The 13490-nt window shown below is 49.4% G+C and carries 11 protein-coding genes and 1 tRNA gene; 4 read left to right on the top strand and 8 right to left on the bottom strand.

Annotation, left to right across the window (positions count from 1 at the left end; all coding sequences use genetic code 11):
- Nucleotide 1 precedes the first annotated feature (1 nt).
- Together PV783_RS28495 and PV783_RS28490 are read right to left on the bottom strand one after the other, a co-directional pair.
- A complete protein-coding gene (locus PV783_RS28495) occupies nucleotides 2-835 on the bottom strand; it encodes a sulfite exporter TauE/SafE family protein (RefSeq protein WP_079470629.1) in 834 nt (277 codons plus the stop codon).
- A gap of 10 nt (nucleotides 836-845) precedes the next feature.
- Complete coding sequence (locus PV783_RS28490) at nucleotides 846-1499, bottom strand: FadR/GntR family transcriptional regulator (RefSeq protein ID WP_420990464.1); 654 nt, start codon at nucleotides 1497-1499, stop codon at nucleotides 846-848.
- 269 nt (nucleotides 1500-1768) lie between these two features.
- On the opposite strand from PV783_RS28490, the gene PV783_RS28485 reads away from it, so the two are divergent.
- The 4 genes from PV783_RS28485 (at nucleotide 1769) to PV783_RS28470 (ending at nucleotide 4829) form a co-directional block, all read left to right on the top strand.
- Nucleotides 1769-2494 carry a GDSL-type esterase/lipase family protein gene (locus PV783_RS28485; protein ID WP_420990463.1) on the top strand — a complete coding sequence of 242 codons (726 nt, stop codon included), beginning with the start codon at nucleotides 1769-1771 and terminating at the stop codon, nucleotides 2492-2494.
- On the top strand, nucleotides 2491-4134 hold the full coding sequence (locus tag PV783_RS28480; RefSeq protein ID WP_420990462.1) for an FAD-dependent oxidoreductase: 1644 nt from the start codon (nucleotides 2491-2493) through the stop codon (nucleotides 4132-4134). The genes PV783_RS28485 and PV783_RS28480 overlap by 4 nt, the downstream gene beginning before the upstream one ends.
- Nucleotides 4135-4149: 15 nt before the next feature.
- On the top strand, nucleotides 4150-4698 hold the full coding sequence (locus PV783_RS28475; protein WP_079470625.1) for a DUF4126 family protein: 549 nt from the start codon (nucleotides 4150-4152) through the stop codon (nucleotides 4696-4698).
- Nucleotides 4699-4758: 60 nt separating this feature from the next.
- Nucleotides 4759-4829 (top strand) — tRNA-Gln (locus tag PV783_RS28470).
- Nucleotides 4830-4961: 132 nt separating this feature from the next.
- Here PV783_RS28470 and PV783_RS28465 read toward each other — a convergent pair.
- The 6 genes from PV783_RS28465 to PV783_RS28440 form a co-directional block, all read right to left on the bottom strand.
- Nucleotides 4962-6083: an IPT/TIG domain-containing protein gene (locus tag PV783_RS28465; protein WP_420990461.1), complete on the bottom strand. Its 1122-nt coding sequence runs from the start codon at nucleotides 6081-6083 to the stop codon at nucleotides 4962-4964.
- 11 nt (nucleotides 6084-6094) lie between these two features.
- Nucleotides 6095-6826 (bottom strand): DUF4397 domain-containing protein, encoded by a 732-nt coding sequence (locus PV783_RS28460; RefSeq protein WP_420990460.1) that lies wholly within the window; start codon nucleotides 6824-6826, stop codon nucleotides 6095-6097.
- Between the two features lie 14 nt (nucleotides 6827-6840).
- The gene (locus tag PV783_RS28455; RefSeq protein WP_420990459.1) at nucleotides 6841-8547 is read right to left on the bottom strand and encodes a hypothetical protein; all 1707 of its coding nucleotides are present in this window, start codon (nucleotides 8545-8547) and stop codon (nucleotides 6841-6843) included.
- Nucleotides 8548-8566: 19 nt separating this feature from the next.
- Nucleotides 8567-11725, bottom strand: a complete 3159-nt coding sequence (locus PV783_RS28450; protein ID WP_420990458.1) for a TonB-dependent receptor domain-containing protein — start codon at nucleotides 11723-11725, stop codon at nucleotides 8567-8569.
- Between the two features lie 82 nt (nucleotides 11726-11807).
- Complete coding sequence (locus PV783_RS28445) at nucleotides 11808-12824, bottom strand: FecR family protein (RefSeq protein ID WP_420990457.1); 1017 nt, start codon at nucleotides 12822-12824, stop codon at nucleotides 11808-11810.
- A gap of 81 nt (nucleotides 12825-12905) precedes the next feature.
- Complete coding sequence (locus PV783_RS28440; protein WP_420990456.1) at nucleotides 12906-13478, bottom strand: RNA polymerase sigma factor; 573 nt, start codon at nucleotides 13476-13478, stop codon at nucleotides 12906-12908.
- Nucleotides 13479-13490: the final 12 nt, after the last annotated feature.

The following is a 13490-nucleotide window of genomic DNA, read 5'->3' as shown; positions in this document are numbered from 1 at the left end:
ATTAGAACTGGTGATTTAATCCGTTATAGATCATTTCCAGCGCCACAAAAGTGATAGCTGCGCAGAAGATGATCCGTAATGTGCGGGCATTGATGAAGGTGAGCAAACGGGCGCCGGTAAAGGCTCCGCCCAACACGCCCAATACTACCGGGAAGGCCATGCCCGGATCGATGTAGCCTCTTTGAAGGTACACGACTGCACTGGCCGCGGCGGTAACGCCAATCATAAAATTGCTGGTAGTAGTACTTACTTTGAAAGGGATACGCATGGTGCTATCCATTGCCAGTACTTTTAACGCGCCCGACCCGATGCCCAGCAAACCTGATAACACGCCTGCTATCAGCATGATGCCGAATCCGCCGGCCACGTTTTTGAGTTTGTAACTTACTTCCCCGGTGGGTGTTGGATAGCTGCTGTTTAGTTTTAGGAGATAAGATAGTTTACTGCCCGTTTGTTCCGCATGTTCGTGCTTTTTCCGGATGGTCATGGCGGCGGAAAATATCAGCACTACGCCGAGCAGGATGGCAATGGTGTTTACCGGTGTAAATATTGCCAGCAGCGCACCTCCTACGGCGCCTGCAGTGGTGGCTATTTCCAGGAACATTCCCAGCCGGATATTGGTAATACCTTCTTTTATATACGCCGTGGCAGCGCCGGAAGAATTGGCTATAGAGGCCAGCAGGGCCACGCCTATGGCGTAGCGGATATCTACATGAAATACAAGTGTGAGCAATGGAATCAGTATCACGCCGCCACCTAAACCGGTGAGGGAGCCCAGTAGCCCGGCTACATAAGCGCCTGCCAGCAGTATTAAGCTAAAGATCAGGATATTCATCTGTTGATATTTAATAGTTATTGTCCAGTATGTCTTCCATTACCTGCCGGGATAATTTGGCGTTGCCGCTTTTGATGGCTTTGTACAATTGTTCGTGCAGGTGGTGACTGATCGCAAAGTGGCTGATACTCTGTGTATCGCGTTTGGCGAAGAAGTCGCGGATTACGGCGGTGAAGCTGCGGAAGAGATCGGCCAGTACATTGTTGCCGGAGGCTTTTGCAATAGCAGTGTGGAAGGCGATATCGGCATCCACGCATTGCTGGTACTGTTGTTCCAGGATGGCTTTTTTGCGTTGTTCCAGTAAGGCTTTCAGCTGGTGGAGATCTTCTTTGGTATGGTTTTCTGCGGCTAGTTTTACGATTTCATAATCCAGCATGCGCCTTACCTGGTTTATTTCCTCGAAGTCGGCGCGCCTGAGACGCTGGTCCAGCGATTCCGCCTGAACGGTTTCATTTACAAAGGTGCCGGCGCCCTGTTGCACGCGCAGAATACCCATCATAGCAAGCGTTTTAATGGCTTCGCGGACGGTAGAGCGGCCTACGGCGTATTGCACCATCAGCTCAGGTTCTGTGGGTATTTTCTGACCTGGTTTATATTTTCCCTGGGAGATATCTTTCTGGATGGCGTTGATAACACGGTCCGATAGTTTGGATGTTTGCTCCATAAATCTTCATTTACGATACAAAGGTATGACGTTTATTTAAACATCTGATGTTTTATTTTTTATCCCTTGATAATTTTGATAGATTGGATATCTAGCCCTGGGGTTGTATATTCGGCAGGCAGTATGATCATTTGCCAGCTGAACGAAACATTCCACGTGAAAAACTTGTATGTCATGGCAGCTGTTTGTTGAGGGTTCATCCAGCCGGTTTCTTAGTAACCACGCCAGCCGGATGGCATTGATTATTATCTCTTCCAAAATAAAAACAAATGCATCGCAGGAATTTTTTACAGGCGGGATTACTCACCGCCACATTTTCATTTCCGGAGAAGTATTTCCCCGGAAGGATCTATCGTCCTGGTAACACAGCTGTTTTCAACGCGGGCATCGGCGGAAATAACACGGTTGACCTGCTGAAGCGTATCGATAAGGATTGCCTGGTACATCAACCGGACCTGACGGTGCTGATGATAGGCACCAACGATATGAATTCGATGAAGCACATTGCTTTACCGGAGTATGAAGCCAACCTGCGGAAAATAGTGGCACAGCTGATAGCGGCCAAAAGCCGGGTATTGATGATGACGATCCTGCCGGTGCATGAGCCTTATTTATATACCCGCCACCCGCGCGCATTTTATGAGCCGGAAGGACATGCCAAACGGAAGCAGCAGGTGAATGATGTGATCCGGAAAATTGCAGCGGATAATAAGCAGGATTTATTAGACATGGGCTACATTTTTCAACAGGTGGGCGATGTGGGAGAAGAGACGGACAGCCTGATCCAGAATGTAGCCAACAGCCAGAAACAGGATGGTGTACATCCTACCCCGGCGGGTTACCGCACCATGGCAGTAGCCGTGTATGAATATATTACGCAACGCCAGCTGCCTCATAACAGGGTGGTTTGTTTCGGCGACAGTATCACCTTTGGCGATGGAGGAACAAACGGAAAAAGTTATCCCGCATATCTAAAAAAATTATTGACAGCATGAGAAAAATAGTCCTGTTAGCAACGATCCTGGTGATCCCTTATTTATTTTCCCGCGCCGGCGCGCCGGTAAATAAGGCAGATGTAATTATTTATGGTGGCACCTCTGCAGCAATTGTGGCCGCGGTGCAGGCGCATAAAATGGGTAAAACAGTCATTGTGGTATCGCCGGATAAACATGTTGGCGGTCTTTCTTCAGGCGGATTAGGGTTTACCGATACCGGCAATAAATCTGTAATAGGTGGCCTGGCCCGTGATTTTTATCACCGCATCTGGTTGCACTACCAGCAACCTGCCGCCTGGAAGTGGCAACAGCAGGCGGAGTATGGCAATAAAGGCCAGGGTACGCCGGCAATGGATGGCGCGGAGCGCACCATGTGGATCTTTGAACCGCATGTAGCAGAGCAGGTATTTGAAGATTATATCCGGGAGAATAACCTGAAAATTTACCGCAACGAATGGCTCGACCGCAAGCAGGGCGTAAAAAAGGAAGGCGGAAAGATAGTGGCTATTACTACCCTCAGCGGACAAACCTATAGCGGCAAAGTATTCATTGACGCCACTTATGAAGGCGATCTGATGGCAGCTGCAGGCGTAAGCTATACCGTAGGCCGCGAAGCAGTGGCCACCTATGGCGAAAGCTGGAACGGCGTACAAACGGGCGTTTTACACCACGGCCATTATTTCAAACAAAATATCAGTCCGTACCGCATTGCCGGTGAGGCAACAAGTGGATTGCTGCCGCGTGTTTCCGGGGAAGATCCCGGGGAAAAAGGAGCGGCGGATAAAAGGATCCAGGCGTATTGTTTTCGTATGTGCCTGACCGATAAACCTGCCAACCGCATTCCTTTTCCGAAGCCGGAAGGCTATGATCCCACGCAGTATGAATTACTTACCCGTGTGCTGGATAGCGGCTGGAATGAAGTGTTCAGTAAGTTTGATCCTATCCCCAATCATAAAACGGATGTGAACAATCATGGTCCTTTTAGTTTTGACAACATTGGTATGAACTACGATTATCCGGAAGCCACCTATGAGCGCAGGAAGGAGATCATTCATGAGCATGAAGTGTATCAGCAGGGACTTTTATATTTCCTTGCGAACGACGCCCGTGTGCCGGCTGCTATTCAGCGTCGCATGCAAACGTGGGGCTTATCGGCCGATGAGTTCCGTGACAATCATAACTGGCCGCACCAGTTGTATGTACGCGAAGCAAGGCGTATGAAAGGCGTGCATGTTATGACGCAGCAATCGGTGCTTGGGGAAAGCGCGGTACCGCAATCTATAGGCATGGGTTCTTATACCCTGGATGCGCATAATGCGCAACGTTATGTGAAAAAAGATGGGTATGTGCAGAATGAAGGCGACATCGGTGTGGATATCAAAGAGCCCTACCAGGTGTCTTACGGGTCCATACTTCCGCAACGGGCAGAGTGCAGCAACCTGCTGGTACCGGTATGCATGTCGGCTTCACATATCGCCTATGGTTCTATCAGGATGGAGCCGGTGTTCATGATCCTGGGGCAGAGTGCCGCCACCGCAGCGGCGCTGGCCATTGATGGGAACAAGGCCGTGCAGGAGGTAGATTACGGGCAGTTGAAAGGGCAGCTGGAGAAAGATCATCAGCGGTTATCGGCACGATAGCATAAACAGTCATCCATGCTACAGCGAACAGAAGCAAAGTGGCATGGATGGCACAATGATTGCGGCGGCTGCTATATGAAAAAAGCTATGATACCTACTATCTGCCGGGCTATTGGCCTGGGCATTGTTACCGGGATGCGCAGCGCAATGGGCCCTGCTTTCGCCAGTTATTTTGTTAGTCAGCAACCATCAGACAAACTACGTAAATCGCCTTTGGGCTTCATGCAAAAGCAAGGTACTTCCCGCTATTTACAAACAATGGCCGCAGGCGAGCTGGTTGTAGACAAAGCACCCAACATCGGAAATCGTATAGCCGCTGCCGGTATTACCGGCCGGGCACTTTCCGGCGCATTGGCTGGAGCTACTTTATACCAGGCAAAAGGTGAGAAAGCCTGGAAAGGAGCGGTAATTGGCGGCGTGGCAGCAGTAGCCGCAGCATACGCATTCTTCTATTTACGCAAGGCTGCCGGCAGGAAATTACATGTAAGAGATGCAGCAGTAGGTGGACTGGAAGATGCTGTAGCACTGGGTATCGCGGCATTGTCTATCAGGAAGAAAAGATAAATTCTTTTATGTAGTTGTTTTCTTTGAGAAAAAAACTACATTTGCATCCCCATAGAATGATGCCTAATAGTATAATGGTAGTACGACAGATTTTGGTTCTGTTTGTCTAGGTTCGAATCCTGGTTGGGCAACACCGGACAATAGTCACAGACAATGTTCAACGGATTTTACCCACTGTAACGTAAGTTGCGGTGGGTTTTTTCTTGCGTTTATTTATCTAATATAAAAACGGCGCCTTTTTAAGGCGCCGTTTTTATATTTAATTACCAGTTGCCGATCGGATAAGTCATAGGTCCATCTATTTCGTATATGATGCTGTTGCCGCACTGATGCTTCCTGATAATGCGCCGTTGCGGGCCGTATTCCCATATGGGTTGGTCTGCAGCGGTGTTGAGGGTGGAAAGCACATACCGCTCACCACTTACTTCCCTGATTACAATAAACGCATGCCAGTCGGGGAAGCCATCAAAGTATTCGTATACATAGTTGGTGTACTCTGAAGGATAGAGTTTGTCCGGCTCCGGCACGCTGGTTTGTTTCAGCACGCCGTTCAGCAGGGCGTTGAAATTAAGCCCCGCATTGGGTGCGTCGCTGTGCTGGTAAATGCCTATTGCATTCATGGCAATGTTATTAGGCAGGAACATGGTGCAGGGGATCTGGCCAGTGAGATATTGACGCAACGTATCGTTCAGGCTTTTGTTGGCGGGCGTAAGCGACATGTAATCCATCACTGCGCCGGTAAGATCCATTCCCGGATCTTTTTGCAGGTATTCGAGAATGTTGTTGGCAACGATGTTAGTGGGTCTTACTGCTACGGTCAGATCGTCCTGTTTGTACTTCGGGCCATTGTAGGTTTGCCAGCTCACCACTGCACGCAGCCCCGTTCCGGCAGGAACTACAATGTGTGCGGTGTCAGGCTTCACGGCGATGATGTTAACGGCCACGCCATCGAGCCATACTTTCAGTACGACAGGATCGTTGCCGAGGTTTTCCCCGGTAAGCAGGATGGTATCGCCGGCATAGACATAGCGCGGATTGGCTGCCTTTATTTTTGGTGAGCCGATTACTTTTACTTCGGGCCACAGTGTGGTTTGCGGACCTATATGCACTACGATGTTGCCGGTAAATACTTTTTCAGGAACCAGCAATTGCAGTTTAGTATCGGACTGGCTGAGGATACGCGCCGGCCGGTCGCTGATGAAAACTTCCGTGGGATAGTTGGACAGCTGGAGGTTTTTGCCGGAAAGTTCCAGCGTGTCGCCCGACTGCACGGTTTCGCGGCTTATTGCCGTGATCTCCGGGGTTGGCAATGCGGGGACCTCATTTTTATCCTGCCGGCAGGATGCCATTATTCCCAGTATTATAACGGTATAGACTATACGCATTTTTATCTCTTTTAAAAATTGATAATGGCAGACATATTGATGGTGGTATTGGGATCTTCTCCCTGCTGCTGTATATACCCGCGGAAAATGAAGGTATAGGAGCGTCCTGCATAGGTAGCAAAGGCTTTCCTGAGCAAGTGTGGTTCACCTTCCGCGGCGCCTGTTCTTTTTACCCGGAAGGAGGGATTCTCTGCCGGGGCTACTTCTATAAAAGGTGTGATGGTTTTATAGGTGAGGCTGTCCATTCCGGGCACTTTTACCGTATCAATGAAAAAATCCAGTGGTCCGGCGTCCGGTGAGAGATGCACAAACCTGATGCGGGCTTTGTGTTCCGGGCGGTCTTGCATATTTTCTTCAGACATCAGCACCTGGTAATAGCCTAAACTATCTGCCAGGTAAAAAGTATACCAGGTATCCTTTGCGAGGGTAGTATATTTTTCTGCGATCTTTACCTGGCCGCTGGTATCGGTGAAGCCTATACGATGTTTGCCGGGAGCTACCCAGTTGTAGCTGGCATTGTTGAACATACCCATTCCAGCGCCGTCGATATCGTTGTAGGCTCTCGCCGTTATAAAGGCGGTGTCTACAAATACCTGGCTTGCTTTGCTGATAAATGCGGTGCTGCCATTATAGATCATCAGGTGGGTAATATCAGGAGATGCCGGTATTTCTGTTGACTTATTGCAGGCAGTTACCCAACAAAAAGTTACCGGCAGTAGTAATTTTAAAAAGATGTTTCGCATAGCTGGATTGTTTATTACCTGGTAATGGAGATAGTGGACAAATGTATCTGGTCAAAGGAGTCGTATCGCGTGTAGCCCACATATAGTTTCCCGAACTGGTCGAACAGGATACGGCTTACTGCGCCTACAATGGCGGTTTGGCCCGGCTGTGGCTTTGTGGCATCGGACATTCCTTTGTAACCGGCTATTTTGTATACCATCTCTTTGTTCACATCAATTTTATAAATGCCGCGGGGTTCTTCTACATAGATCTGTTCATCATACCCAATGAGAATATTACCGTCGAAGTCAGCATCAAAAGAAGTGATGGTGCGCATATCTACTTCTTTAAAAGTGCCGGAGTACAGGAAGTTATCCGGTGCGTTCACGGCCTTTCCAATGATGGTAGTTACCTCTTTGGTGAGTGGGTTGAATTCCCGTACGCATTCTTTCATTTCAGCGCTGCCTGCTCCTTGCGCAAGGTATATTTTGCCGTTTCCTCCCAGCACAATGCCTCTTGGGGAAGCTATCCTGGCTTTGGGGCCGAAGCCGTCCGCCGTATTGCTGCCGTAATTCACCATGGTACCGGCTTTCATGGTTTCGGGGTTGGTTCCATCGTTGTTATAGAACACATAATCCGCCAGGTCGTCTACTGTGCCGGCTTCTGTAGTCACTATGCCATCGGCGGATATTTTGCGGAGTACGGCTCCGCCTCCCGCCCGTCCACCGTCCAGGAAGTAGAGGTTACCTGCTTTATCCAGCTCCATGCCTGCCACCGCGCCTATCATGGCTTTATCCGCAGGTCCGTCCACGATTGCTTCGTAAATCATCCCGTTATCCAGGCAATATTTATCGTTACGCCCAACCAGTGTTTTTACTTCACTGGTGCGGGGATTGATCTTCAATATCCGGTGAAAACGTAATTCGTATTCTAATACGTCCGTACTGCCTGGTAGCGTTATACGTGTCAACGGGGCGTTGGTTACTGCGAGATAGATGGTGCCGTCTTCTGAAATCTTCATGGCATCGATGCTGTTCAGTTTCAGATCGCCGAGCTGCGTGGCAAATTCATTGTTGCCGCCGCCGCCGAGGGTTACGATCCGGTTTCCGGCAAACTTCCTGATGGTCATGTTACGCCTGTTATAGCCGTGATCCGGGTTAAAATCAAAGGCGCCGTTATCGATAAAATAAATGGCTCCTTCTTTATCCATGCCCATATCGTGTACTGCGCCTACGGTGGCGGTACCCACCGGTCCGTCTATGGGTTCCAGTTCTGCATGGGGTGTCATCAGCAAAGGGCTTACGGTTACATCGCCGGGATAGAGGATATCCGGCTTCTTTACGGTGAATTTGAAAGGCGCGCTCCTGATGCCGTTTACGATGATGTAAATGCTGGTTTCGCCGATCTGTGAAGAGTCGGGCACCAACATCCTGAAAGTATCGGCTACGATGGTTTCTTTATCGTCGGTGTATTTGGATATGGGCACTTCCAGTTGTGTTTGTCCGTGTGTGAGTACCGTTGCTTCGGCGTTGCCCACAAAAATTTTCAGGCTGGCATCCGGCTTACCAAACTTTACGTACAGGGTGAGCGGTTCACCGCGCATGGCTATGCCTGGCGTAGCAGTGGTGGCCATCACGATGCCGGATTCTTTCTCCCGTGTATCCAGTTCTTTATCGAATGTTTTTTTACAGGAGAAGCATACCGGTAGTATTAGCAGCAGGTAATATTTTATGTGATTCATATGCACTGATTGGTCAGGATTAGTAAATAAAATTCAGGCCGAGAGAGTAATAGGGCCGCGGGCTGAAAAGCTGGTATGGTCTGTCTTTTGTCCAGTTGTCGCGGTCTTTCACTACGCCATCGTATTTATAGTTGCGGTTAAAGTCGAGGAACAATTCCCGCTTTTGATCCAGCAGGTTTTGCACGCCGGCTTTGAAATGTACATGTTTGTTCAGGCGCTGGCTCCAGGTAAAGTCCAGCAGGTGCTGGCTGCGCTGCATTACATCCGGGATGCCAAGGAGGTGTTCGCTGGGCCGGTGGTTGTTGGTGCCCAGCAATACGATCATAGGGCCGGTAACGTTATAACCGAGAGATATTTTGGTACCGATGGCAGGGTCTTCATAATTGAGTGATGAGTTAAGGATATAAGGCGCCTGCCCTTGCAGCGGGCGTTTGCGGCCTACCTGGTTACCATCTGAACCCTGCGGCTGCATGTCCACGCGGCTGTATATCCATGCCCCGTTCATCATGAAAGAGAGGTTACGGAAAAGAGCGCCTGGTATAAAGCTGAGGCTTTTACGCATTTCGGCTTCTATGCCATATACTTTTGTAGGGCCGGAGTTGATGAAACCGATTTCGTTGATGAACGATGCGTAGTAAGTTTCCCTGATCAGTATTTGTTCGATAGGTTTGTCCAGTGTTTTATAAAAGAAGCCGAGGTTGAACATTTCGTTTTTCAGCATGCTTTCGGGATACCATTCCAGCCGGATATCATAGTTGTCGATATTCACCGGATGCAGCGCCGGGTTGCCGACGTACATCAGGTAGTTTTCTATATCGGCGTAAGGGAAGGGGGCTACTTCACGGAATTCAGGCCGGTTAAGGGTTTTACCGTATCCTGCGCGTACAATGATACGTTCGGCAGGTTTCCAGTTAAGGTTGATGGAGGGGAGCACATGTGTGCGGGAATTTTCTACCACCAAAGGATAATTGGCCTGGCCGGCCATCAGCGCGCCAATAATGCGCAGGCGGTTGTTTTCCACCCTCACGCCACCGAAGATGGAGAGGTTGGAGTGTGGAATGTGGATGTCTGTAGCCAGGAAGTAGGAGAGGTTACGGTTATCTGCGAAGTAGCTGTCGTACGGACTGGTTTCTTCAAACCAGGTATGACCGGTATTGTCTGCCCGGAAATTGTCCGGCGACATATAATGATCCAGCATGTCTTCCGTGAGCTGATAACCGATATGGCCGTTTTCAAAATCACCATTATACGCGGTGCCCTGGCTCAGGCCGAACTGGCGCAGGTTTACGCGTCTTTCTTTCTGTTCGAAAAAGAAGCCTGTTTTTGCAGACCACCAGGGCAACAGCCAATGTTCTGCTTCTGCATTGGCCTGCGCGGTATTTTCGTTGATGCGGGTGTAAATGCGGCGTATGCCGAACGTTTGGGCTGCGCTGCCCACCAGCCAGGGATCGCTGGCGATATGTTCGGGATAGGTGCTGTCCTGGCTGTTGCGGCGGTACCATATCTCGCGGGTATCAGGATCGTTTCTGCGCACCAGGGTATAACCCGCATTGGCGAACAGGTGGGTGTTTCCTTTGTTCTTCAGGTTCCAGTAGGCGCTGAGTTGTGCCGTGTAGAGGAAAGTGCTCTGGAATATCAGCTGGTTGTCTTTACTCTGCCCGTTGAAGTCACTTTGTCTTGAAAGGATATACGACATCATTTGTTTGTTGCCCAGCTGGTTCACAAATTGTTTTAACTCCAGGTGCGCACTGTCGCCAACAGGCAGGGTATTCTGCTGGATGAGGGTGATGCGTGCGGATTGTGTGCCGCTGCGGATCACGCCTTCAGCGCCATTGGCATTGCGGCTGTCGTACACCGGGATGGTATTGTTTTGCGTGGTATTGGTGTAAGCAATGGAGGTGAGATTGTTGATGTGTTTGCGGCCTATTTTCCAGGCATCATAGTAGTTGGCCAGTATCCGTTTATCAAGATCGTTTTTTACTTTGAAGGACTTAAAATTGTTGGGGAATGCCTTCCAGTATGGGGCGTTATCTTTTGGATCGCCGGTATTGAACTTTACCAGATCCGGCAACCCTGCCGGCAATGCGCGGGTGCCGTCGTCGAAGCCGAGTGCATCGTAGCGGCCACCTGCATAGGTGGGCATATCGCTGAAGCTGGAGCCGGGGCGGTATTGAGCAGAGAGTTGCAGATCGAACTGGCGTGTGAGCTGGCTTTTCTTGGTGTATATTTTTACAACGCCGCCTGCGAAATCTCCGGGAAGATCCGGCGCAGGGGATTTATAAATGAGGATACGGTCAATCATGCTGCTGGCGATCTGGTCGTAGGAAAATGCCTTGCTGTCCAGTTCTGTTGCGGGAGCGATGTTATCGTTCAGGAAGGTAACATTATACCGGCGGTTAAGGCCGCGTACTACAATGAACCGGTCGTTTGTGATATTTACGCCGGCTACGCGGCGCACCACTTCAGCCGCATCACGGTCCATGCTGCGGGCAATTTGTTCATTGGAGATACCGGATACTACGCTGCGGGCCGTGCGTACTTCATCTATCAGCTGCGCATCGGTAGTATTGATCACCTTGCGGTGCGGAATGCCGGTTACCACTACTTCCTTCAGCCCGCGTTTCGGCTGCAGCTTAAAATTGGCTTGCAGGGTAGCTTTGCCTTCCACCTTTATACCGTTGAGGCTACCGGTTTCGTATCCAACGTAGCTGAACATCAGATTGTATTTGCCGGGTGGAATTTTATCGATCGTATAATATCCTTTTTCATCTGTTATGGTGGCGAAAGAAGTATTGGCTATCCTTACGGTGGCGCCGATCAAAGGATCGCTGCTTTCGAAATCCACTACGCGGCCGGTGATCCTGCCCGGTACCACCTGTGGTTTGGGCGATACAATGATGTTGTTGCCATCGATCGTAAACAGCATAGCCGTGTTGGCAGAAAGCCGGTCGAGGCAGGATTGAATTCCTGTACGACCGGCAACGGTGATAGGGATGGTTACAACCTTCTGCTTTACAATGGCGGGATCATAAATAAAGTGAAAGCCCGTATGATCTGCAATACGGTTTAGTACTGCTTCCAGTGTTTCCTGCTGTTCCACAATAGCTTTCGCGGCAAATGAAGGTAGCAGGGATAGCAGGAGCCAGCCTAAGCAAATGTGTAAAATTCTCTGATGCATATTTATTTTTTATGGGACAATAAGCGGCCTGCCGCAGGTTTACTGCGGTAATGTCAGGGCCGGGAATGACTATGAATATTTGTTATCGCATATGAACGAGTACAGTATCTCCCTTTTGTTCAAAGTAAATGTTGCGGTTGATGCTTAGCAACGCCAATACCTTTTTGAGTGGCATTCCTTTATCAAAGGAGGCGGTGAACAATTCTTTGCGGCAGCGATTGTCTGTGAATACAAAAATGGCGCCGTAACGGGTGGAGAGTGTTGCGGCGATATCCTGTAACGACTGCCCGTAAAAGTCCAGTTCACCATTGATCCACTTACTGTATCGCGCGGCTGGTACCCTTTGTACGGCATAGGTGCGGTCGGCGCTGATTGTCAGCTGTTCATCGGGCTTTAGTAAGATGGGCTGTGGCGCAATACCGGTATGCACGGATATTGATCCTGTGAGCAACGTGATGCGCATGCCTGCCTTTTCCGTATATGCCTGTACGTTAAAGGAAGTGCCGAGTACCCTGGTTTCCACCCCTTTGCTTTTTACGGTGAAAGGATGGTTAGCATGATGGGTTACATCAAAGAAAGCCTCTCCTTCTGCCAGTATTACTTTTCTTTCGTGTTTATTATAATCAGTTGGAATGAGCAGACGTGAATGGCTGTTGAGCACTACGGTGCTGCTGTCTGCCAGCCGTATGCTGCGCACCTGGCCAATACCGGCATCTATGGTATCATACAAAGGTCCGCTTACCTGCGCAACAGCTGTAGTGCCCGCGGGACGCAGGGTATAATAAAGCGACGCGGATACCAGCGCCAGTAGGGACGCTGCTGCCACCGCGTTGCGTACATTGAGCCAGCGGCGTTTGGGCTGTATAGTAGTATGGATTTCGTTGCTGAAGCGTTCGAATGCCTGTTGATAGCCTTCATCATAAACGCCTATCATCTTATATAAATGCTCCGCTTCCCGGAATATGTGTGCCATTCCTGGATGCGCTTTAAGCCAATTGGTCCAGTATTGCACATCTTTTTCAGGTGCGCCTTTGCAGTAATTGCAGAATGTGATGTCTGATAAAAAATCTTCCGGCAGTGCGTAGTATTGTTCTTCCAACGATCCAATGTTTATTGTTCCACTAGTAGGACAAAGGAGGTGCAGGAATTTCCATGAAAGAAAAGTGGAGTTAACGATTCCTTAATATGGGAGCGAGGGTTTTCCTTTCAATTGCTTCCGGAGTGCGGCGAGGGCTTCGTGTACATAGTTATAGGCCGTTTTTACCGGCTGGCCGGTGATCCGGGCAATCTCTTCGTAACTGTACTGGCGGAAAAAACGCATCTCTATCACCTGTTTGTAGCGGGGCGGGAGACTATGCAGGGCGCGCTGTAAGTTTTGCTGTTTGTCTGTTTCATCCGCCTGGCGTATCAGTATTTCTTCATAGGAGTATTCCACGCCATCCATTTCGCCGGGTTCGTAGGTAACTGTTTTGTTTTGCTGCTTTAGGGCAGTCAACAGCCGGTTGCGTAAGGAAACGGTGAGATAATTTTTCAGGTGCAATATCTTAGAAAGCTCATCTTTTTTTTGCCAGCAATGGAGAAATAGCTGGTGGATGCAGTCGCGTATCAGTTCCTTATCGTCCGTAAGATAACATCCTGCGGCAAACAGCGCATGATAATGTGTTTGGTATAATTGTAAGATGGCATCCCTGTTATCCATTTCATGTATAAGCGATCCGGTGTACTCAAAGTTACCATATCGGCCGGCAGGCACATTTTAAGAAAT

The organism is Chitinophaga sp. CC14 (assembly GCF_048957795.1).
Classification (GTDB): Bacteria; Bacteroidota; Bacteroidia; order Chitinophagales; family Chitinophagaceae; genus Chitinophaga; species Chitinophaga ginsengisegetis.
Note: the sequence above shows the minus strand (reverse complement) of the source record. Positions and strands in the feature narration are given on the sequence as shown.

Coding starts and splice junctions, on each gene's coding strand:
- PV783_RS28450 (WP_420990458.1), bottom strand. CDS start 11,725: ATGCATCAGAGAATTTTACACATTTGCTTAGGCTGGCTCCTGCTATCC.
- PV783_RS28460 (WP_420990460.1), bottom strand. CDS start 6,826: ATGCGAAACATCTTTTTAAAATTACTACTGCCGGTAACTTTTTGTTGG.
- PV783_RS28490 (WP_420990464.1), bottom strand. CDS start 1,499: ATGGAGCAAACATCCAAACTATCGGACCGTGTTATCAACGCCATCCAG.
- PV783_RS28495 (WP_079470629.1), bottom strand. CDS start 835: ATGAATATCCTGATCTTTAGCTTAATACTGCTGGCAGGCGCTTATGTA.
- PV783_RS28485 (WP_420990463.1), top strand. CDS start 1,769: ATGCATCGCAGGAATTTTTTACAGGCGGGATTACTCACCGCCACATTT.
- PV783_RS28475 (WP_079470625.1), top strand. CDS start 4,150: ATGCTACAGCGAACAGAAGCAAAGTGGCATGGATGGCACAATGATTGC.
- PV783_RS28465 (WP_420990461.1), bottom strand. CDS start 6,083: ATGCGTATAGTCTATACCGTTATAATACTGGGAATAATGGCATCCTGC.
- PV783_RS28455 (WP_420990459.1), bottom strand. CDS start 8,547: ATGAATCACATAAAATATTACCTGCTGCTAATACTACCGGTATGCTTC.
- PV783_RS28480 (WP_420990462.1), top strand. CDS start 2,491: ATGAGAAAAATAGTCCTGTTAGCAACGATCCTGGTGATCCCTTATTTA.